This is a genomic window from Paraburkholderia sp. J8-2, assembly GCF_905220195.1.
Classification (GTDB): domain Bacteria; phylum Pseudomonadota; class Gammaproteobacteria; order Burkholderiales; family Burkholderiaceae; genus Paraburkholderia.
Genome location: NZ_CAJMZA010000032.1, coordinates 59,827 through 80,722, shown reverse-complemented (window position 1 = coordinate 80,722; position 20,896 = coordinate 59,827). Strand labels below are relative to the sequence as shown.

The 20,896-nt window shown below is 62.6% G+C and carries 19 protein-coding genes; 6 read left to right on the top strand and 13 right to left on the bottom strand.

Going from position 1 to position 20,896, the window contains the following annotated elements:
- Nucleotides 1-374: 374 nt before the first annotated feature.
- The 3 genes from U5A52_RS36445 to U5A52_RS36435 all read left to right on the top strand — a co-directional run bounded on the left by U5A52_RS36445 (nucleotide 375) and on the right by U5A52_RS36435 (nucleotide 2,137).
- Complete coding sequence (locus U5A52_RS36445; RefSeq protein ID WP_321915012.1) at nucleotides 375-797, top strand: VOC family protein; 423 nt, start codon at nucleotides 375-377, stop codon at nucleotides 795-797.
- A 314-nt stretch (nucleotides 798-1,111) separates the two neighbouring features.
- The gene (locus U5A52_RS36440; RefSeq protein WP_321915013.1) at nucleotides 1,112-1,822 is read left to right on the top strand and encodes an SDR family oxidoreductase; all 711 of its coding nucleotides are present in this window, start codon (nucleotides 1,112-1,114) and stop codon (nucleotides 1,820-1,822) included.
- Between the two features lie 81 nt (nucleotides 1,823-1,903).
- Nucleotides 1,904-2,137 carry a 4-oxalocrotonate tautomerase family protein gene (locus U5A52_RS36435; RefSeq protein WP_321915014.1) on the top strand — a complete coding sequence of 78 codons (234 nt, stop codon included), beginning with the start codon at nucleotides 1,904-1,906 and terminating at the stop codon, nucleotides 2,135-2,137.
- Nucleotides 2,138-2,272: 135 nt separating this feature from the next.
- Here U5A52_RS36435 and U5A52_RS36430 read toward each other — a convergent pair whose 3' ends face one another.
- Entirely contained in the window at nucleotides 2,273-3,526 is a 1,254-nt protein-coding gene (locus U5A52_RS36430; protein WP_321938905.1) for a serine hydrolase domain-containing protein, read from the bottom strand.
- 267 nt (nucleotides 3,527-3,793) lie between these two features.
- Between U5A52_RS36430 and U5A52_RS36425 the strand changes: the two genes are divergently transcribed.
- The gene (locus U5A52_RS36425) at nucleotides 3,794-4,870 is read left to right on the top strand and encodes a GGDEF domain-containing protein (protein WP_321938903.1); all 1,077 of its coding nucleotides are present in this window, start codon (nucleotides 3,794-3,796) and stop codon (nucleotides 4,868-4,870) included.
- 191 nt (nucleotides 4,871-5,061) lie between these two features.
- Nucleotides 5,062-5,328: a DUF4148 domain-containing protein gene (locus tag U5A52_RS36420; RefSeq protein WP_321915017.1), complete on the top strand. Its 267-nt coding sequence runs from the start codon at nucleotides 5,062-5,064 to the stop codon at nucleotides 5,326-5,328.
- Nucleotides 5,329-5,405: 77 nt separating this feature from the next.
- Here the strand turns inward: U5A52_RS36420 and yicI are convergent, their stop codons facing one another.
- The 12 genes from yicI to U5A52_RS36360 all read right to left on the bottom strand — a co-directional run bounded on the left by yicI (nucleotide 5,406) and on the right by U5A52_RS36360 (nucleotide 19,918).
- Nucleotides 5,406-7,736 carry an alpha-xylosidase gene (gene yicI, locus U5A52_RS36415; RefSeq protein WP_321938902.1) on the bottom strand — a complete coding sequence of 777 codons (2,331 nt, stop codon included), beginning with the start codon at nucleotides 7,734-7,736 and terminating at the stop codon, nucleotides 5,406-5,408.
- Nucleotides 7,737-7,790: 54 nt separating this feature from the next.
- Entirely contained in the window at nucleotides 7,791-8,870 is a 1,080-nt protein-coding gene (locus U5A52_RS36410) for a sn-glycerol-3-phosphate ABC transporter ATP-binding protein UgpC (RefSeq protein ID WP_321938900.1), read from the bottom strand.
- 18 nt (nucleotides 8,871-8,888) lie between these two features.
- On the bottom strand, nucleotides 8,889-9,701 hold the full coding sequence (locus tag U5A52_RS36405) for a carbohydrate ABC transporter permease (RefSeq protein ID WP_321915020.1): 813 nt from the start codon (nucleotides 9,699-9,701) through the stop codon (nucleotides 8,889-8,891).
- An 84-nt stretch (nucleotides 9,702-9,785) separates the two neighbouring features.
- On the bottom strand, nucleotides 9,786-10,724 hold the full coding sequence (locus U5A52_RS36400) for a sugar ABC transporter permease (protein WP_321915021.1): 939 nt from the start codon (nucleotides 10,722-10,724) through the stop codon (nucleotides 9,786-9,788).
- 87 nt (nucleotides 10,725-10,811) lie between these two features.
- Nucleotides 10,812-12,023 carry a sugar ABC transporter substrate-binding protein gene (locus U5A52_RS36395; RefSeq protein WP_321915022.1) on the bottom strand — a complete coding sequence of 404 codons (1,212 nt, stop codon included), beginning with the start codon at nucleotides 12,021-12,023 and terminating at the stop codon, nucleotides 10,812-10,814.
- Between the two features lie 262 nt (nucleotides 12,024-12,285).
- Nucleotides 12,286-13,332 carry a substrate-binding domain-containing protein gene (locus U5A52_RS36390; RefSeq protein ID WP_321915023.1) on the bottom strand — a complete coding sequence of 349 codons (1,047 nt, stop codon included), beginning with the start codon at nucleotides 13,330-13,332 and terminating at the stop codon, nucleotides 12,286-12,288.
- Between the two features lie 167 nt (nucleotides 13,333-13,499).
- Complete coding sequence (locus U5A52_RS36385; RefSeq protein WP_321938899.1) at nucleotides 13,500-14,645, bottom strand: hypothetical protein; 1,146 nt, start codon at nucleotides 14,643-14,645, stop codon at nucleotides 13,500-13,502.
- A 645-nt stretch (nucleotides 14,646-15,290) separates the two neighbouring features.
- Nucleotides 15,291-15,683, bottom strand: a complete 393-nt coding sequence (locus U5A52_RS36380; RefSeq protein WP_321938898.1) for a hypothetical protein — start codon at nucleotides 15,681-15,683, stop codon at nucleotides 15,291-15,293.
- A gap of 82 nt (nucleotides 15,684-15,765) precedes the next feature.
- Nucleotides 15,766-16,449 carry an RraA family protein gene (locus tag U5A52_RS36375; RefSeq protein WP_321938897.1) on the bottom strand — a complete coding sequence of 228 codons (684 nt, stop codon included), beginning with the start codon at nucleotides 16,447-16,449 and terminating at the stop codon, nucleotides 15,766-15,768.
- Nucleotides 16,446-17,486 (bottom strand): amidohydrolase family protein, encoded by a 1,041-nt coding sequence (locus U5A52_RS36370; protein WP_321938895.1) that lies wholly within the window; start codon nucleotides 17,484-17,486, stop codon nucleotides 16,446-16,448. The genes U5A52_RS36375 and U5A52_RS36370 overlap by 4 nt, the downstream gene beginning before the upstream one ends.
- A 34-nt stretch (nucleotides 17,487-17,520) precedes the next feature.
- Nucleotides 17,521-18,849: an MFS transporter gene (locus U5A52_RS36365; RefSeq protein WP_321938893.1), complete on the bottom strand. Its 1,329-nt coding sequence runs from the start codon at nucleotides 18,847-18,849 to the stop codon at nucleotides 17,521-17,523.
- Between the two features lie 169 nt (nucleotides 18,850-19,018).
- Nucleotides 19,019-19,918: a LysR family transcriptional regulator gene (locus U5A52_RS36360; RefSeq protein ID WP_321938891.1), complete on the bottom strand. Its 900-nt coding sequence runs from the start codon at nucleotides 19,916-19,918 to the stop codon at nucleotides 19,019-19,021.
- Nucleotides 19,919-20,265: 347 nt separating this feature from the next.
- On the opposite strand from U5A52_RS36360, the gene U5A52_RS36355 reads away from it, so the two are divergent.
- On the top strand, nucleotides 20,266-20,652 hold the full coding sequence (locus tag U5A52_RS36355; protein WP_321915030.1) for a hypothetical protein: 387 nt from the start codon (nucleotides 20,266-20,268) through the stop codon (nucleotides 20,650-20,652).
- Nucleotides 20,653-20,896 lie beyond the last annotated feature (244 nt).

Sequence of the window (20,896 nt, the reverse complement as noted above, 5' to 3'; positions counted from 1 at the left end):
GGAGCAATCTGGAAAGCAGCGTTTGGCGCCTCGTCGACGTTTCGTCGACGCGCGAGGGCCGCTCGGTCGCGGCCCGCAACTCATATGTTGCCCCGGGGAATCTTCATTGACGGGATCGTTCATCGATTGCCCTCCTCGATATCTGATGCGGAATATATCTGACATTGCAGATTCATGCAACCAAGTTCCCGGAGCCGTACGCGACGAGTCAGCGCCTCGAACTGGCGCGGCCCCCCCCTCCGCGCGCGACGCGATACACCGTGTAAAAAGTGATGTGAGCGGCAAGCGACTATCGACGCCGTACTTCACAGCTATATTGTTTCGGCAGAGATTTGCCCCGGATCTCCACCCTCTTTCCTCAGGAGAATCGAAGCATGACTGACAAACCGCTTACGCTGGGCATCGATCATGTCGGGTTGACCGTACGCGACCTGAACCTCACCCGCGACTTTTTCGTGGATTGTCTGGGCTGGAAACAGGTTGGCGAAAGGCCCAGCTATCCTGCTGCGTTCGTCTCGGACGGGCACGTCATGTTGACGCTCTGGCAAGTGACCGACCCGAGCCGCCTTGTCGAATTCGACCGCAAGACGCACGTGGGCCTGCATCATCTCGCCTTGCGTGTAGGCAGCGAAGAAGCGCTCAACGAGGTCTTCTCGCGCGTTTCTGCGTGGCCCGGCGTGAAAATTGAGTTTGCGCCGGAAAACCTCGGGCCGGGGCCAAAACGCCACACCATGGTGTACGAACCGGGCGGGATCAGGCTCGAATTCGACCACGATCCACGCTCGCAAGCCTCCTGAACCTCGCATCCACTCGCCAGCGGCCAGACGGTCGCTGCGCACCCCACCTTTCCCCCTATCCAGATTGACCCGCACGTGTGCATTCACGCGTTTCGGTCGCCGCTATTTAATCAGTAATCCGTAGTTAATAAAGCGCCAATCCGATGACTTTTCCGCGTGGCGTCATTGTGCCCGGCTTGTACCCATTTGTTCCTGCGACTCACAACTGTTTGTCCGCCCTCTGTGTTCAAAACAGCAGCGCCGGTGCGTAAATTGATCGACATCGGAGCAGCAAGCCCGATCAGATAGAGAGTCCAACTTACTTCGAGGTTGATATGAGCCAATCCCCCAAAGTCGTCGTGATCACAGGTGCATCACAAGGTATCGGCGCCGAAACGGCCAAGGCATTCCGTGCACTCGGCCACAACGTGGTCGCGACGTCGCGCAACATCAAACAGACTGACGATAGCAATCTCGTCGCAGTGGCCGGCGACATCGCCGACCCGGCCACGGCTCGCCGTGTCATCGAAACGGCCGTCTCGCGTTTTGGCCGCGTCGATACGCTCATCAACAATGCGGGCATTTTCCTGGCGAAGCCGTTCACGCAATACACAGCGGAAGACTACGCCGCGATCACGGGCATCAATCTCGGCGGTTTCTTCCATATCACGCAGCTCGCGATTGCAGAGATGGAAAAGCACGAGAGCGGTCATGTTCTCAGTGTCACGACGACACTCGTCGATCACGCGATCGACGGCGTACCGTCGGTGCTGGCCTCGCTGACCAAGGGCGGTCTCGCCGCCGCCACGCGCTCGCTCGCTATCGAGTATGCAAAGCGCGGCATTCGCGCGAACGCCGTGTCGCCCGGCATCATCAAGTCGCCCATGCACGCGCCCGAAACCCACGCGGCGCTTGGCGCACTGCACCCGATGGGTCATATGGGCGAGATGAGCGACATCGTGAACGCCATCCTCTATCTCGACTCGGCCCCGTTCGTGACGGGTGAGATCCTTCACGTAGACGGCGGCCAGATCGCCGGCCACTAAGCCGCGCCGGGCATCACCGATGCCAACGAGGAGCGCCGCGCGCCGGCACTCCTTCCACGGATCATCATCAAGGAGAGCGAAATGCCGATCGTCACCATTCAAGTCACACGCGAGGGTACCAAGCCCGGCACGGATTCCGTCACGGCGGACGAAAAGGCCCAGCTCATCAAGGGCGTGAGCCAGCTATTGCTCGACGTGTTGAACAAGCCGCTCGAGGCGACCTTTGTCGTTATCGAAGAGGTGCCAACGGAAAACTGGGGATGGGGCGGCCTGCCCACCGACGTCTACCGGCGACAGAAGGGACTCATCAAGTAAAGGTGCGCGGCCTGCCCGAGAACAGGCTTCGCGCACAAATGCACCGGACGCTTAGTGGGTGGTCACGCCTTCAATCGATGTCCATCGTTCAGCAGGGAAAGCATTTCGGAAAGCGGGTCCATTGCGGTGCGACTCTCAGGTTCCGCACTCCGTAATCGCGCTGCAAACGAGCGTGCGCAACTGGCGGCGAATCGGGTACGCAGTCGAAGGCAGGAGTTGCGTGAGAAACAGCACGATCATGTCCTCGCGCGGATCGACCCAGAAGAAGGTGCTGGCCGCGCCGCCCCAGAAAAAGTCGCCCGCGCTGCCCGGAATCAGTGTGGATGCGGGCGCAATCGTCGTGGCGAAGCCCAGCCCGAAACCCACGCCTTCGTAGGCCGCTTCGGTGAACATCGAGCGCGAGAGGCGCGGCAGGTCGACACCGCCTGGCAAATGGTTGGCGGTCATCAGCTGGACGGTCTTCGGCCCGAGCAAGCGCACGCCGTCCAGCGCGCCGCCGCCCAGCAGCATGCGCGCGAAGCGCATGTAGTCCGCCGCCGTGGAAACCAGGCCGCCGCCGCCCGAAACGAACGAAGGCGGCTCGCGATACGGGCTCGTATGAGGATCGTCCTGCAGCGTCGGCCCCCGATCGGAGACGACCTTCGAGCCGAGCGCGCCGATGGCATAGCACGCGCAGAAGCGGGACACTTTCTCTTGCGGCACGTAAAAGGCCGTATCGACCATGCCGAGCGGGTCGAAGATGCGCGCTTTCAGAAAGTCCTCAAAGGCCATGCCGCTGACCTTGCCGACGAGATAGCCGAGTACGTCCGTGGAAACCGAATAGTTCCACGCTTCGCCCGGCGAAAATTCCAGCGGCAGCGTGGCCAGCTTCTCGATCATTTCGTCGAGCGTGCCTGCGGTTGCAAGCTCACCCACCTTGAGCTTGCGATACGCCGCGTCAACGTTGGTGTTTTGCTGGAAGCCGTAGGTCAGGCCCGAGGTATGGCGCAACAGGTCGACCACGCGCATCGGGCGCGCGCCCGCACGCGTCTGGAAACTCTCCATGAAGCCGCCCGCGTACACGCCAAGCTTTTCCCATGACGGGATGTACTTGCTCACGGGGTCGTCGAGCGCGATCTTGCACTCCTCGACCAGCATCATGATCGCCACCGACGTAATGGGCTTGGTCATCGAGTAGATGCGGAAGATCGAGTCCTCGGCCATGCGCGTCTCTCGTTCGCGATCCGCGAGACCCAGCACCGAGTTCAGCGCGAGTTCGCCACGCCGCCACACCTGGGTGACGGTGCCGGCGAGCGTGCCGGCGGCGACGTAGTTCTCGTCGAGAAAACGTTCGATTCGCGCGAGCCGCTCACACGACATACCCTGCTTTTCCAGACCTTCCCTACCCATGACTTCTCCTTTACCGGGTTGACCGAGCCAATTCCGAATCGATGGATTACAAGCGATGCGCGCCACAGTATCGGTCATTCGGCGCGAAGTTGCGCAGCGCTGCATTGCGTTGTCCAGCACGACGCCACATTGTGGCGCTCGCGGCGCATGCAAACCGCATCGACCCAAAGCACGATTGAAATTCGTTTTTTTCGCGCCTCGACACGCAATATGTGTGGGGTACACTACCGGGCGACAAAATACAGAACGACAGCGGGGGTGGCAGCCATGGGCGAAACGGAAATACATTCCTGGCCCGGGAAGGCGTTGTTTCGCGCATTTCCGAAGGACCCTGAAAAAGAGCAGGCCGTACTGCGCATTACGCTCGGTTCCGTCGTGCTGCTCGCCTACCTTCTTGCCTGCTCGATCTATCGCTCGACGCATGCCTACGCAACGCTTCTTGCGGTCACCGCTTATGTGGCGTTCGGCGTCATCACGTATGTGGCGGTAACCGTCGCGCCGGCGCGCTCGCTCGTGCGCCTCGCGCTCTCCACGTTCGCCGATCAGGCCATCGTCACCGCCGCGCTGGCCGTGGGCGGCACGGCCGCGCTGCCGCTGCTGTGGGTGGCCTTCTGGTTTCTGGTTGGCGCGGGCTGCCGCTATGGCCAGCGCATGCTGGGCCTTTCCTGTGTCGTCGCGCTCGTCGGCATCATGGGACTCATGCACTGGCAGCCGTGGTGGCACGCCAACATCGCGGCCGGGCTCGGCATCGCGCTCAGCCTCGTGGCGACGTCCATTTATCTGGCGGTGCTCGTGCACCGGCTGGAACGCCAGGCGTCGACCGATCCGCTCACCGGGCTCTACAACCGCGTGCGGCTCGAGCAGGCCATTGGGCGCACGCTCTTTACGCGCGTCGGCGAAGTCGACCGCACCGCCATGCTGCTCGTCGATCTCGACGGCTTCAAGGAAGTGAACGACTCCTTCGGGCACGCGGTAGGCGACGAACTGCTGCGCAACTTCGCCGCGGCTTTGGAGCGCCGCATGCGGCGCGGCGACACGCTCGCGCGCCTGGGCGGCGACGAATTCGTGGTGCTGGCCCGCCACGTCTACGACAAGAACGACGCGCTCACGGTCGCCAACAGCATCCACGCGATTCTCGCCAATATGCGCACCGTGAGCGGCTATCCGGTCACGGTGTCGTGCAGCATTGGCGTGTGCCTGCTCACGGAAGGCACCGGCAGCCGCTCGCTCGACGCGCGAACCTTGATGCGCGCCGTGGACAGCGCCATGTACCGGGCCAAGTCGCGCGGCATGGGGAAGACGGAGTTCGTCGATCCGGTCGGCGTGGTGCCCAGCGCGGTCTGACCCCACTGACTCCCGCCACGTTCGGAAATAAACGGCTTGCGCCGTGCCCGTGCCCGGATTGTTCTTGCCGCGGAAACAGTGAATTCGTTTCTTAGGTATTTACCCTAGTCCCTGACCCTCCTACACTGCCTCCATCGCTGCAGACATCCCCGTCGGCAGCTCAAGAAGAAAGTAAATCTGGAGGTTATGTCATGAAATCGCTCGTCCAAGCCGTTGTTATCGCTGCCGCCCTCGCCGCTCCCGTTGCCGTGTTCGCCCAGTCGAACCAGCCCGTGACCCGCGCACAAGTCCGTGCAGACATGATCCAGGTCGAAAAGGCCGGCTTCAATCCGGCACGTTCGAACCCCAATGAATATCCGGCGAACGTTCAAGCCGCTGAAGCTCGCGTGGCTGCGCAAAATAGCGCAGTCGGCGGCGTGAACAACGGTTCGTCGCAAGCCGGTCAAGCCGCGCAGTAAGCTGTAAGGCTGAATAAGCCACGCTTTAAGGTTGTTGCCTTCTGGCCCGCCATTGCGGGCCAGTCGCATTTCTGGCCTTACGCCGGGACGCGCAACACCACTTCTCCCTCACCTGCCGGCAACTGCACGACTACGCCTGATTCCCCGGCGAGCGACTTCAGTCCTCCGGCGTCGCGCAGTTCGGGCCATTGCCGCAGCGTCATCGGCAACGGCGCTTTCACGCCGTCGTAACACACAGTCAGCGTGTCGCCACGCCGGGTCACGCTCACGTGAGTGACGCTTGCGCCGCGCTCGTCGCGCAGCGTCGCTGCCGCGCTCGCGCCATCGGCCAGCTCGAACAGATGCAGTTCGCTGCGCGACGCGTAGTCGTAGTCGGGACGCTGGTCCTCGGTCCCGATCGCGAGCAGCGTATTCGGCCGCACGTACACCGGCAGGCTCAGAAACCCGTGCCGCTCGCGCAGCCACCGGCCGCCCTCGACCTGCCGGCCCGTGAACAGATGCGTCCAGCGCCCCGCCGGCAGCCAGAAGTCCACGTCGCCCACGGCATTGAACACCGGCGCCACCAGCAGCGAGTCGCCGAGCAGATACTGGCGGTCCAGATGATCGCAGGTCGGGTCCTCCGGAAACTCCAGCAGCATGGCGCGCAACACGGGCGTGCCGTGATCGACCGCCTGTTGCGCGGCGTCGAACAGGTACGGCATGAGGCGCGACTTCCATTCGGTGAAATGGCGCACCACGTCCACGGCTTCGTCGTCGAACAGCCATGGAACGCGATACGACTTGCTGCCGTGCAGGCGGCTATGGCTCGACAGCAGTCCGAACGCGCACCAGCGCTTGTAGACGTCGGCGGGCGCAGTGTGCTCGAATCCGCCGATGTCGTGGCTCCAGAAGCCGAAGCCGCTCAAGCCCAGCGAGAGGCCGCCGCGCAACGTCTCGGCCATCGATTCGTAGGTCGCGCTGCAATCGCCCCCCCAATGCACGGGCAACTGCTGGCTGCCCACGGTGCCGGAGCGCGCGAACACCACCGCCTCGCCCTCGCCGCGCACTTCGCGCAGCACGTCGAACACCACCTTGTTGTAGAGGTAGCTGTAGTAGTTGTGCATCTTTTGCGGATCGGAGCCGTCGTGATAGACCACGTCGGTGGGAATGCGCTCGCCGAAATCCGTCTTGAAGCAATCCACGCCCATTTCCAGCAAGCGACGCAAATGGCCCGCATACCACTGCGCCGCAGCGGGATTCGTGAAGTCGACAATGCCCTGGCCTGGCTGCCAGCGGTCCCACTGCCACACGTCGCCGTTGGGCTTGCGCAGCAGGTAGCCTTTCGCCATGCCCTCGGCGAAAAGCGGCGACGGTTGCGCGATATACGGATTGATCCACACGCAGATCTTCAGCCCGCGCGCCTTGAGCCGCGCGAGCATGCCCTGCGGATCGGGAAAGGTCTCGCGGTTCCACTCGAAATCGCACCAGTGGAAGGCTTTCATCCAGAAGCAGTCGAAGTGGAACACATGCAGCGGGATGCCGCGCTCCGCCATGCCGTCGATGAAGTGGTTCACCGTGGCTTCGTCGTAATTCGTCGTGAACGAGGTGGTGAGCCACAGGCCGAACGACCACGCGGGCGGCAGCGCGGGCCGGCCGGTGAGTTGCGTGAAGCGCTCCAGCACGGTTTTCGGCGTGGGGCCGTCGATCACGTAGTATTCGAGCCGCTCGCCTGCCACGCTGAACTGCACCTTCGCGACTTTCTCGCTGGCCACTTCGAACGAAACGTTTTCCGGATGATTCACCAGCACGCCGTAGCCGCGGTTGGTCAGATAGAACGGCACGTTCTTGTACGCCTGCTCGGTGCCCGTTCCGCCGTCGCGGTTCCAGCTTTCGACCACCTGACCGTTCTTCACGAACGCGGTGAAGCGCTCGCCGAGGCCATAGACATTCTCGCCAACGCCGAGATCGAGGCGCTCGAACATGAATGCGGCGCCCTGCTGGCTGGCGTCGTGAACCTGGCCGCTCGCGCGAAAGCCGCTGCCGGTGATGCGCTCGCCGTCGCGCAGGAAATCCACCGACCAGTCTCCCGACTTCACGATACGCACGGTGAGCGAGCCGCTTGTCAGGCACGCCTCTTCTTCAGTGTTCTGCGTAACGATGTCCGTTCTCGCGTGCTTGAGCGCGAAATGCGGTCCGCGATCAACCACGCCCGCGAAATGCTCGACGCGCACGCCAATCACGCCGCTTTGCGGCGAAAAAAAACGCCACGTAAAGAGGCCCGTGTCGAGTTGCCGTTCGCGGTTCGAAACGTCGCGCGGCGCGACGTGCACGAGCAGTTCGTCGCCGACGATCTCCACGCTGTGCGGCGACGCTGAGTACGAGACGTTCAGACCGTCCCGGATCAACCAGTTGCCATCGCTGATTTTCATTTAGATGTACTCATAGCTTATTGAACAGCTTGTCCAGATTCACTTGCGGTTTGGCTACAGCGCCCGCTCGGTCTTCCTGTCGAACACGTGAATGTGCTCGCCCGAAATGTCGAGCCCGAGCGCTTCGCCGCTGCGCATGGCGCATACGCCGGCCTGCGCGATCATCACGGGCGCCGCAACGCCATCGAGCTTCGCCGCGATGAAGTTCATGGAGCCGGTGGTCTCCACGGTGTCGATCACGCCGCGCAGGCCGTGGGCCTCGCGGTGCAACGTCAAATGTTCGGGACGCAAACCGATCCAGACTTCCGCGCCCGCTGGCAGCGAACGCCCAAGGTCCAGCGTCTGCAGGCTCGCGCCTTGTGTGCCGCCGAACTGTGCGCTGCGCCCGTCCGGCCCGATCACGGCCTCGATGAAGTTCATCGAAGGCGAACCGATGAAGCCCGCAACAAAGCGGTTGGCAGGCTGGTGATACAGCGTAAGCGGCGCGCCTTGCTGCTCCACTTCGCCTGCGCGCATCACGACCACGTGATCGGCCATGGTCATCGCCTCGATCTGGTCGTGCGTGACATACACCGAAGTCGCGGAAAGACGCTGGTGCAGCTTGCGGATCTCCGTGCGCATATGCACGCGCAGCGCCGCATCGAGATTCGAGAGCGGTTCGTCGAACAGAAATACCTTTGGGTTGCGTACGATTGCGCGCCCCATCGCCACGCGCTGGCGCTGCCCCCCCGAAAGCTGGCGCGGCATGCGCCCGAGCAGCTGGTCGAGGCCCAGCGTGCGCGCCACGCCGTCTATGCTTTCGCGAATGACCTGAGGTGCAGCGCGCCGCAGCCGCAGCGAGTACGACATGTTCTCTTCGATGTTCATGTGCGGGTAGAGCGCGTAGCTCTGGAACACCATCGCCACGTCGCGCTTGCGCGGCGGCACGTCGTTGACGACCTGGCCGTCGATACGCAGCGTGCCGCCCGTAATCTGCTCGAGCCCGGCAATGGTGCGCAGCAAGGTGGACTTGCCGCAGCCCGAAGGCCCGACCAGCGCGACGAAACACCCTTCGGGCACACTAATGTCGATGTCCTTCAACACCTGCACGGCTCCGTAGCTCTTGCTCAGGCGCTCGATCTGTATGCGATCCACAGCGATTCTCCGTATGCGTTACTTGAGCGCGCCGGCCGTCAGCCCGGCGACGATCTTGCGTTGCAGCAGCATGAACGCCACGAGGATAGGCGTGACGAAAATGGCCGAGTAGGTCATGATGCCGATCCAGTCGACCTTGGTCGCGCCGACGAATGCCGAAAGGCCCACCGTGGCGGTCTGATACTGGTCGTCGAGAATCAGCGAGCGGGCGTACACGTACTCGCCGAACGATTGCAGGAACACGAGAATCGCCGAGACGAGAATGCCGTTGACCGCGAGCGGCAGAATCACGCCGAAGAACGCGCGCGCCGGCGTGGCGCCGTCCACGAGCGCCGCGTCGCGCAACTCGCGCGGCACCTGCACGAAGCTCGGGCGGCACAGCACGATATAGAACGGCAGCGTCTTGGTGATCTGCGCGAGCACGACGGCCAGACGCGGCGTATCGAGCAGGCCGAGGCTCTTGAACGCCGTGAAGATCGGCGTGACCATGAGGCTCGAAGGCAGCGCCTGGAGCACCAGCACCGCGAAGATCGCGAAACGGGTCCAGCGGTTCTGCACGAACGCGAGCGCGTAGGCCGCGCCGGTGCCGACGAACACGGTCACCGCCACCGTGCCGCATGCGGTCACGAACGAGTTCCACAAGAAGCGGCCCATGCCGCTGCTGCTGAACACCTGCCACAGATGCGATTGCAGATGTTGCGGCCAGAACGTGGGCGGATACTGGAACATTTCGCTCGCGCTCTTGAACGCGGTGATGTACATCCAGTACAGCGGGAACAGATAAACCACCGTGACACACAGCGCGATGGCGAACAGCACATAGCGCTTCATGCCAGCCTCCGCAGGGCCGCCCCAAGGAGGCTGGCCGCTCCCCTGGGGGGCCGTGAGCGCAGCGAACGTGGGGGCTGTTTCATCTCACACCATCCTTTCATTGCGAGTGGAGCGCACATAGATCACCGCGACGATCAGCACGAGCACCAGCATGACCGTGGCCACCGCGGAGCCCGCCGACACCTCGAAGGTCTGCAGGGAAAGCTGCCAGGACCAGTACTGCGCCACGAGCGATGAATTGGCCGGACCGCCTTGCGTGAGCGCCGCGATCAGGTCGAACTGCTGCATTGTCAGGATCGCGCCCAACGCGATCACGGCGCCGAGCGTGGCTTTCATCATCGGCAACGTGATGCCGACGAAGCGTTGCAGCGCATTCGCGCCGTCGAGTTCAGCCGCTTCATAAAGGTCGGCCGGAATGGCTGCGAGTCCGACCGAGAGCAGCAGCATGTTGAACGGCACGCCAAGCCACACGTTCGCGGCGATCACCGCATAGAGCGACCAGTGCGGGTCGGAGAGCCAGAAGATTTTCTCTTGCAGGATGTGCGTTTGCATCAGCACGTGATTGAGCACGCCATAATCGCCCGCGAAAATCAGCTTCCAGATCACGCCGACCACGAGGCCCGGCATGATCCAGCCCGCGAGAAAGAGGCCGCGCATGAGGCTCGAAAACGGAAAGTCCTGCGCGAACAACAACGCCAGCAGAAAGCCGATCACCACCTGAAAGACGAGCGACAGCCCAACGAACAGCACCGTGTTCACGATCACCTGGTGCATCTCGGGACGGCTGAACACATCGCGATAGTTCGCGAGCCCGACAAACGGCCGCAACAGCGTGGCAGGCGCCATCAAGTCGACCTGCTGAAACGACAGCACGATGTTGTAGATCAGCGGCAAGCCCGCAAACACCAGCAGATACAGCAACGCGAACACCGCCAGCGAAATCTCGAAGGCATGGGCGCGCGGAAAGCGGCGCAGCAGCCCCGCTGCCGGGTCGCGCGGAGCACGGCGCAAAAGTGTGTTCATGGCGGTCATTGCTCAAAGGCGGGCCAGCGCCCGAAGAACGCATGTTCCTCGGGCGGCAACCTCAATGCCATACTTCGTTCGGATTGCTTATTTAGCCGCGGCTTGAACCGTCTGTGCGTCCGCCGCCATGGCCTGTTGCGGCGTGGCCTGATGCGTGAGCACGGACTGGATCGCGTCGGAGATCGACTTCGAGATTTTCGGCCAGTTCGGGTTCGGACCGCGCGGACGGGCGTACTGCATCTGCTCGTTGAACACCTTGTATGCCTGCGGCCACTTCGGGTCCGGCGTCACGGTGTCTTTCGAAGGCGGCAGCATGCCGAATTCGTTCCAGTCGCGGCCGCGCTGCGCATACATGTACTCGAGGAACTGGAACGCCACGTCCGGGTTCTTCGCGCCACGCAGGATCGCGTGATTCTGCTCGCCGAGCGCCGAGGCGCGCGGGCCGCCCGCCTTCTCTACCGGCAGCAGCGCCACGCCCCACTTGAACTTCGCGCCCTTGTCCACGGCGCCCAGTTCCCACGGACCGTCGATGTCCATCGCGGCATTGCCGTTGATGAACGTGGCCGCCGCCTCCGACTGGCTATGCGTGAGCGTGTCCGGCGAGGCCACCTTGCTGTCCAGCAGCTTCTGCCAGAAGGCCGCCGCGCGCACCGCGCCCGGGTCGCTCATGCGGTCCCAGTCGGCGCCCGCGGCCTGCACGAACGGCAGGAACTGGAACACGCCCTCTTCCGTGTTGATGGCGGAAAACGCGAGACCGTACACGCCTTTCTTTGCGTCGGTGAGCTTTTGCGCGTCGGTATAGAGTTCGTCCCACGTTTGCGGCGCACGCTCGGGATCGAGCCCGGCTGCCTTGAACATGTCCTTGTTGTAGTAAAGCGCGAGCGTGTTCGTGCCGCGCGGAATGGCGTACACCTTGCCATTCCACGTGGCGTTTTTCAGCGGGCCGGGGAAGATCTGTTTCGCGTCGATCACCTTCGACTTCGCGAGGTACGGACCAAGATCGAGCAGTGCGTTCTTCGAAGCGAACATCGCCGTGTTCGGGTTGTCGACCGGCACGACGTCCGGCATGTTGCCGGACATCACGGCGCGCATGGTTTCGTCGTTGAGCGCTGCAAAACCCACCTTGCGGATCTGCACCTGGACATCGGGATGCAGCTTCCCGAATTCCTGCGCCATTTTCGCGGTGTAGTCGTCGGGCTCGTCCACGGCCCAGACCGAGAGCGTCGCGGCGTGCAGCGACGCACAGGAAAGCGAGAATGCCAAACCAATGGCCGCGGATGCGGCAAGTAGCTTCTTCATGCTGTCTCCGTTTTCGCGCGTTGGGAATCGCGCTTTGTTTCAGGCTCTTTTCTGTGGCGGTGCGGGAGCCGTCTCGTTCGGTTCGCGTTATCAGGCCTCGGTCTCATGACTTCGTGCCGCGGGAACCGCGTTTTCCGGAAACGTTTCCGGAAACAGGCAAATAGTTGCTTGTGAGGCAGGCGCTGTCAAGACAGCCAAGCGAAAATCACAATGTCGATTCGCGGAAACCGCAATACTTTGCGCGGCGTTGCCGGGCTGGCCATTAGCGTTGAACGGCCTCGGGCGTCACGATGTCGTCGTCGCGCTCGCGCAGCGTCAGCGGCCACAGCAGCGGCTCGCGCGCGGCGCGGTAGGCGTCGCCGATATCCGGGAACTGCGCGAGCAGCGCCTGCGCGAGACGCTGCCCGAGGCCATAGGCGTCGAGTGTGAAGCCGGAGAGGCGCGGAGCCAGGTATTCCGACACTTCACCCGCCAGCACGCCGCCCGAAATCGCCAGATCGCGGCCCGGCGCCCTGCCCGTTTCGTGCAGCTTGCGGTACGCGCCAATCGCCATGCAGTCGCTCTGGAACATCAGCGCGTCCGGCGGCACGTCCAGGTTGAGCAACGCCTCGGTCGCGAGATAGCCGCCGCGCTCGGAGAGTTCGTTGCGCTGCACGAACCCTTCGGGCACGGGCAGCCCGTGCTTCTTCATCGCCTTCTTCCATGCGCGCAGGTAGATGTGCGCCTGCATGGCGTCGCCGCCGGGAATGGCGAGCGCGATACGCCGATGCCCTTGCGCCACGAGCCGCTCGACGCCCTCCGTCACGGCCGCCTCGAAGTCCAGATCGACCCATGCATGCTCGCCGCCCGACTCGCTGCGGCCGAGCGCCACGAACGGAAAATGGCGGCTCGCGACATAATCGAGCCGCTCGTCGTGCTTGCGCGTGCCCGCGAGAATTACGCCGTCCACATGCCGGCGATCGACAATGCGCCGCAACCGCGCGAACTCGTCGTCCCACGACTCGCTCGAGTACATGACAAGATCCATGCCGTGGCGCGACAACACCGACTGCAGACCGTCCGCCAGCTTCATGAAAATGCCGAGCGTGTAGGTCTCTTCTTCGCGCCGCACCGGCAGCATCAGGCCGACGATGTCGAGCCGCCCCCGGCGCAGGCTCGCGGCCGATTTGCTGGGTGCGTAGCCATGCTCGAGCGCGGCGGCACGCACGCGCTCGCGCGTTTCGGCGCTCACCTCGTCGCTGTCGTTCAAGGCGCGCGACACGGTCGAAACAGACAGCTTCAGTACTTTGGCGAGTTCCCGAATACCCATGCGCTGGTGTAATGATGATTGGAATCAGTCCGGGCTCGCGGAGCCGGCACGGTGCGAAACATCATAACCGTAAGTGACCGAAGGGCCGAAGCAGCCGAAGAAACAAAAACAGCCAGCGGACGATTTTCACGTCCGCCGGCTGCTGGCTATGACTTCATGCTTCCCGGCTACTGCGTCGAGAACACCGATATCCCGCCATTCGGGAATGCCGATGCACCGGGCTGGTATGGCACGAAGACTTCGCCCAGGCTGCTGTCGATGCCAACCGAGTGCGCGCCCGTCCCCACCGCCACGGTATAAATGAGCTTGCGCGTCGCGCCGTCGATGACACCCATGGTCGGCGTGAAGCCCGACGCCGCCGCGGTGCCGCTCGTGACGTAGTGGCGCGCTGGCAGGAAATAGCGGTTCGACGAGGGATCGTATGCCACCTGATCCACGCCGCCAAATGGCACCGACGCGAGTTGCGCGCCAGTATTGCGATCGAGTATCAGCGTGATGAGCGGGTCACCCGCCGAAGGATCGCAGCCAATCAGCACGTCGCTGTTTGGACCGAGCGCGATGCCTGCAGGCCCGCATTTGCCGAGCGGAAACGACTTGCTGACTGCTGGCGTGCCCGATGCGACCGAACTGGCGGTAATCACGTCGAGTTCGCCGTCGGGGTTAGCGGCCGTTCCGTCGTTGTTGATGAGGAAGTTCTTCGACACCGGGTCGTATGCGCAGGCTTCGAGACCGGACGAGCCGTTAAAGACCAGCTTGTTCACGACGGTCTGCGTCGTGGTCGAGATGAAGGTCACGTAGGGCGGCGTGTCGCCAGGGCTCGCAAACATGATCAGATGGTCGTCGGGATCGTAGCAGCCTTCGTCCACGCGCGAGCCGGACGTGCTGATGGGGATCGTCTTGACCGTTTGCATCGCGGACGTATCGACGACTTTCACGTTATCGACGTCGCCCACATACAGCGTATGCGTTCCCGTCACGCCCACGATGCCATCCGGCCCGGAGGCATCGGTATTCGCGCCCACGCCAGTGAAGTTGCCGGAAATCTGCGCAATAAGCGCGTGCGATTTGGTGTCGACGACATCGACAGACTTGTTGTTACGATCGGCCAGATAATACTTGCCCGCCTCCACATAGCCGATGTCGAAGCTGAACGCAGGGCTCGTGGTATTGGGCACGGCAATGTTCGTGAGCAGTTTGGGCGCGGACGGTGTGGCCGCGGCCGAAGTCGGGTTCGAGCTGGAACTGTCTCCTCCGCCGCAACCGGCAACGGCTACGGTGGCTATCAATAGAAAGGCCAATAACGGTTTATTCATCAGTCGGCTCCTTTGAGTAGCAGAACAAGTGGGTCAACACGAATGCCTCACGGAATCTGCGGGAGCACATCGATGACTTGTCATCGCACTGCGGCTCACGTCATCCATGTCCTTGAAGCGGCCAAATGGCAGGGCTTCGATCTGGACGTAAGAATGCGCAAGGAACGGTAATCATGCACAACAAAGAAATTGATCGTTTCCATATAAAGGCATCTATGAATGTATGGCTGCGGAAATTTTTCGACCAATGAATTACGCGAACTTAGTAAGTTTTAATTCACGCATTTGATTTTGAGAACAAAACTCAGAATTGATCAGAGGGGGAAGATAATCGGCGCGTGCTGCGTCGCGCCATCTCCTGCATCGCACTGCAGCAAGGGAGTCTGGGCGCGAGCTTCAACTCGCCATTGAGGATTTGATGCGCGGGCACATCGAAAGGCCCGGCTCGACACGCGCGCGCGTTGCGCAGCGCGACCTGCGCGCTCATGTAAGGCGCGGTTGTGAATTCGAAAGCGCTATAGGCAGTCAGTCGAATGTCATGCCGAGAGAAATGAAAGAGAGGCCAGGGAAAAGCCTGGCCTCTGGATGATTCACGACGAATATAAGCGTGAACGAATCAGAAGTTATTCGCCAATCTAGCCGTACTCAAAGCGGCACATCCTCGATCAACCGCGCTTTCAACGCACGGATGCGCTGATCGACGAAATAGCCGCCGCCTTCCGTATAGCGAACGTAAAGGCGTCCGCACAGTGTGCACTTCCAGACACCGCAACGGTTATACGGAAAGTACCGGGGCGCGATCGGCGCGCTCTCCGACCAGTAGCCGGTTTCCCCCGGCAGATGTTCGGCAAAGGTCGGCTCGGCTTCGTCGGCGCATACGAGCGTGCCGATCTGTTCCAGTTGCCGCTCGTCGAGCGAAAGCGGTTGCGATTGCCAGCCATCGAGCGGCGTTTTCGTGCAGGTGCACGGCGGCGGGTCGGTTCGCTCCGCGTGTTCGGCGAGTTCGCGCAGCGCGGCAGCGTCAAGGTATCGGGTCATGGAGCAAGAATGGATCTGCGGTTGAGCCAGGGAGCGCACAGGCTCCAGCGCGCATCTTAACGCCTGGCGCCACGAGAGATCGTCAAACCCCGCTTCTCATGCGTTCGATATGCGGCATCACCCAAGCGCGGTCGAAGCGGCCTTCGGCTATCGCCTGCAATGCGGCGGCCTCCTTTTCGCCCTGCTTGCGCGCGCCCGCAATCACGGTTTCCACATCTTCGGGGGCGATGGCGAGCAAACCGTCCTCGTCGCCGACGATGATGTCGCCCGGGTTGACGACCATTCTGCCGATGGTCACGGGCACGTTGATTTCGCCGGGTCCGTTCTTGTAGGGGCCGCGATGCGTCACGCCGCGCGCATAGACAGGAAAGTCGCGCTGCCGAAGTGCGCCAACGTCGCGGATCGCGCCGTCGATCACGAGTCCCTGAACGCCGAGGCTTTCTGCATAGCTCGACATGATGTCGCCCATCAGCGCCTGGGTCACTTCGCCTGCGCCGTCGATCACGAGCACGTCGCCCGGCCGGCAGAAGTCGAAGGCGCGATGAATGGCGAGATTGTCGCCGGGCCGCGTGCGCACGGTCACGGCCGTGCCCGCCATCGGCTTGGCCTTGTGGAACGGCTGCAAGCCGAGAATGCCGCTCGAGCGCGCCATGTTATCGCTCAGGAGCGACACGGCCAGTTCGCGCAACACGGCGAGCGTAGCTTCGCTGGCCTGGGGAGCGGATGCGTTTTCGCGCCAGCCGATCGGGTTTGCATTGTGATTCATTTCGTCATCCCTTCCAGTGCGGTTTGTCGTTCGATCTGCGCGGAAAGGCGGCTGTACACCGCGCGCGCGTTGCCTTCGTAAATGCGTTGCCGGTCGGCGTCGCTCAGCCATTCGATCGCGTCGATATAGCGGCGCGTGTCGTCGTAGTAGTGCCCGGTTTCCGGGTCGATGCCCTGCACCGCGCCGATCGTCTCCGAGGCGAACAGGATGTTCTCGACCGGAATCACCTTGGCGAGCAGGTCGGAGCCCGGCTGGTGGTACACGCAGGTATCGAAAAAGACGTTCTTGAGGAGATAGTCCTTCAGGAGCGGGCGTTTCATGTCTTGCGCCAGACCGCGATAACGCCCCCAGTGATACGGCACCGCGCCGCCGCCATGTGGAATGATGAAGCGCAACGTCGGGAAGTCGGCGAAGAGGTCGCCCTGCAAGAGCTGCATGAATACCGAGGTGTCGCCGTTGATGTAGTGCGCGCCCGTGGCATGAAAGTTAGGATTGCATGACGACGAAACGTGAATCATGGCGGGCACATCGAGTTCGACCATGGCCTCGTAAAGCGGATACCACGAGCGGTCAGTGACCGGCGGCCCGGACCAGTGCCCGCCCGAGGGATCGGGATTCAGGTTGCAGCCCACGAAACCCAGTTCCTCCACGCAACGCCGCAACTCGGGAATGCAATTCTCCGGCGACATGCCCGGCGCCTGCGGTAGCTGGCAAACGCCCACGAAATGCTGCGGGAACAGCGAGCACACGCGGTGCACGAGGTCATTGCATTCGCTGGACCAGTGCGCATTCGCGGCTTCGCCCGCTTGGTGGTGCCCCATGCCGGCGGCGCGCGGGGAGAAGATCGTCAGGTCCGTGCCGCGCTCGCGCTGAATACGGCGCTGGCCGTTTTCGATGCTCTCGCGAATCTCGTCGTCGGTGATCGACGGGCGCGGCGGCACCGGCGTGCCGTCCTTGAGCGCGGCAATCTGTTGCGCGCGCCAGGCTTCGTGCTGGGGCGGCGAGGTCGTGTAGTGACCGTGGCAGTCAATGATCATGTAGCAATTCCATCAGGGGTACGGACGATTGAAGTCAGCTTTCCGTCGCTTCATCGCGGCCAACGAGCGCGCGGTTCGAAACGGCGTTCTCTGCAGGCTTCACGCGCATCACAATGGCGATGAGCGTGGCGACCACGAGGAAAGCGGCGATGGTGAGCAGCGCGAGCTTGAAGTTGCCGGTGGCGTGGCGCACGAGACCAATGCTCCACGGCCCCACTACCCCGCCGAACTGCGCGATCGTATTGATGAGCGCAATCGTCGCCGCGCCCGCCGCGCCGGTTCTGAACGAAGCGGCCAGACTCCAGAACAGCGGGTTGCCCGAATAAATGAAGAGGCCTGTCACGCAAAGCAGCGCATATGCAAGCAGCGGATTCGGCGCATATGCGCTGCCTGCAATCGCGAGCGCGCTCATACCATAGACAAAGGCGAGGTGGTACTTGCGGTCGCCGCTGCGGTCCGAACTGCGGCTCACGAGGAAGGTGCCCAGCACGCCCAGGAGCGGCGGAGCGGCGGAGAGGAAGCCCACTTCGATATTGTTGAGATGGCCGAGGCTCTTCACGATCTGCGGCAGCCACAGGAAAAGCCCGTAAATGCCGACCAGCGCGCAGCCGAACAGACAGGCAAGGCTCCATACTCGAATGTCGCTTGCCACCTTCAGCAGCGGGAAATGCCGATGGCCGCCAAGCGCCTCGCGCTCCGTGGCGAGCGTGGACTCGAGCCATTGCTTCTCTTGCGCTGAAAGCCAGTCCGCGTCCGCGGGGCGCTCGGTCATGACGCGCAGCGTAATGAGGCCGAGCAGCATGGCGGGCACGCCTTCGAGAATGAACATCCACTGCCAGCCGTGCATGCCGAGCAGGCCGTTCGCATAGGTCATGAGCGTGGTCGAGAGCGGGCCGCCCAGCACGGCCGAGAACGACCCCGCGATGATGTACCCGCCTACGGCGCGGGCGCGGTAGCGCTCCGGAAACCAGTAGGTCAGATAGACCGCAATACCCGGCAGAAAGCCCGCTTCCATCACGCCAAGCAAAAAGCGCAGCACGTAGAAGCTTGAGGCGTTGAACACAAAAGCCGTTGCGGCCGCAACGGCGCCCCACGTGAGCAGAATGCGCGCGATCCAGCGGCGCGCGCCCACGCGGTGCAACAACAGATTGCTGGGCACTTCCAGCAGCATGTAGCCGATAAAGAAAATGCTGCCCGCGAAGCCGAACACGGCGGGGTCGAAGCCCATGTCCGAGTTCATGTCGAGCGCGGCGAAACCGATATTGATACGGTCCAGATAATTGAAAAACATCATGCAGAAAAGCAGCGGCACAAGCCGCTTGTAAACCTTTCGCATGGTTGCTGCTTCGTCGATGTGACTCATGCTGTCTCCGCCTCATGGCGACGGGCGGTGCCGTCGCTGCATCGTTATCGGCCGGGAGCGTTGATCGCTGCCGGCGGCACCTCACGAGACCGGGCGCCTGAGTTTCGATAATAAGAAGCGGGGAGCGTCGAGTCCAAGACGCGATACTTATGCTTCTATAAGCGTGCGCTTATAGTGTGGCTGCAAGCGGCGGCGGCAGGCATTCGAGAAACGCGCGCAGATGCGGCGAGGCGTCGTCGCTGCGGAAGGTCGCCGCCAGCACGGTGCGCTGCGCAGCGCCGGGGCCGTCGAGGTGGCGCGCCACGACGTCGGCGCGGCCATTTCGCGCCACCGACTCGCCCACCACGGTCACGCCAAGCCCCGCCGCCACGAGCGCGATGGCGGTCTGGATCTCGTAGGCCTGGTGCGCGACGAAGGGCGTCACGCCCGCGTCGCGGTAGAGCGCCTGCACCGTGCGCTTGAACTGCGCGTTCTGATGCTTCGGATAGAGGATCAACGGCGTATCGGCAAGCTCGTCGATGCGCACCTTCTTTCGTTTGGCGAGCGGGTGATCGGACGCCATCAACACCACGAGCCGCTCGCGCAGCAGCGGCAAGGTCGTGTAGCCGGGCACGGGCACCGGCTGCCGCCCGATGCCGATATGGATGCGCATGTCGCGCAAGGCGTCGGTTTGCTCGTCGGTCAGCATTTCGAACAGCTTGAGTTCGACTTGCGGATACGCCTGATGAAACGCCTTGAGCGCGGGCGGCAGGACGCTGTACATCGACGAGCGCGTGAAGCCGACACTGAGCCAACCGCGCCGGCCAATGCCGATCTCCAGCGCGCCGTGTGTCACCTCGGCGAGCGAACCGAGAATCTGCCGCGCTTCGGTGGCAAGGTACTGGCCGGCTTCGGTCAGCCGCAGCGGGCGGCGCGTGCGATCGATCAGCTGCGTGCCCACGCGGTCCTCGAGGGCGCGTATCTGCTGGCTCAACGCCGGCTGCGCGATATGCAGACGTTCCGCGGCGCGGCTGAAGTTCAGTTCTTCGGCGAGTGTCACGAAACACTGCAGGCCCCGAAGCTCGTTCATCTCGTCGTCTCCGTGTCGCTTAGAGGGTGTTAAGCATTTAAGGTCAGGGTTGACATCCTGGCAGTATGCCAAAACGTAAGCCCTACCCAACGGATGCATCGGATGAAGCGTGGTATTTCACCGCTCCGCTCCTGACCTTGATGAACAAGCGCCTCGCGGTTCCCGAGAAACGTCACGGTATGTCACGCTGCGCGTGCCGCCTCGAATTGTGGGCCCCGCCAAAATCGATAGTGAGGGGTTATAGCAGTCACCATGGCCGTGAAGTCTCTAGATGTTGACGGAGCACAGACCGCGCACTTTGGGTTAGCGCTAGCTTTGCGATTTCCTTAATCCATGGAGATTCGCCGATGGCCGGCACACATACTCACTCGCACCGCCCGATCAAACACCAGAAGCATCCGTGGTCGGAGAAGTCCGTCAGCATCGTCCCACTGACGTCACAACTCGCCCTTCGCGACGCAATGGCCAAAGAAGGCATTTCATTGGCGGATTACAACGATCTTCTATGGATCATGGCACAGGAATCGGCGGGCGTTGTCGACGCGCGTAACGGTGCTTCGACGGCGCGCGGCCTCTTCCAGCTGCTCCATGCACAGTATGATTTGAATCCGCGCGGCGAGGCATCATTCGGAAACGCAGTTGAGGAATGCCAAGGCGGAATCCGCTACATCTATGGGCGTTATCACACGGCGCGCCGGGCGCGCGATTTCTGGCAAAGTCACCACTGGTATTGAGGCCATGCGTACGCAATCAATAACCGTTACGTTGCTATTCCTGTGTGCGTTCCCATTTATTGCCCACGCTCAGCAACCGCCCAGGTTTGAAGACTGTCCCGCAACGATCCAGGCGAAGCGCGCACCCGCGCGCCTCACGTTCGATGCACGGTCGCGCCAGTACCGCAGCGCAATCCAGAATGCCGCCAGAGGACCGGTCAATTTCGCTGGGCGCTATATCCTCGCGCAATGGGGCTGTGGAGCC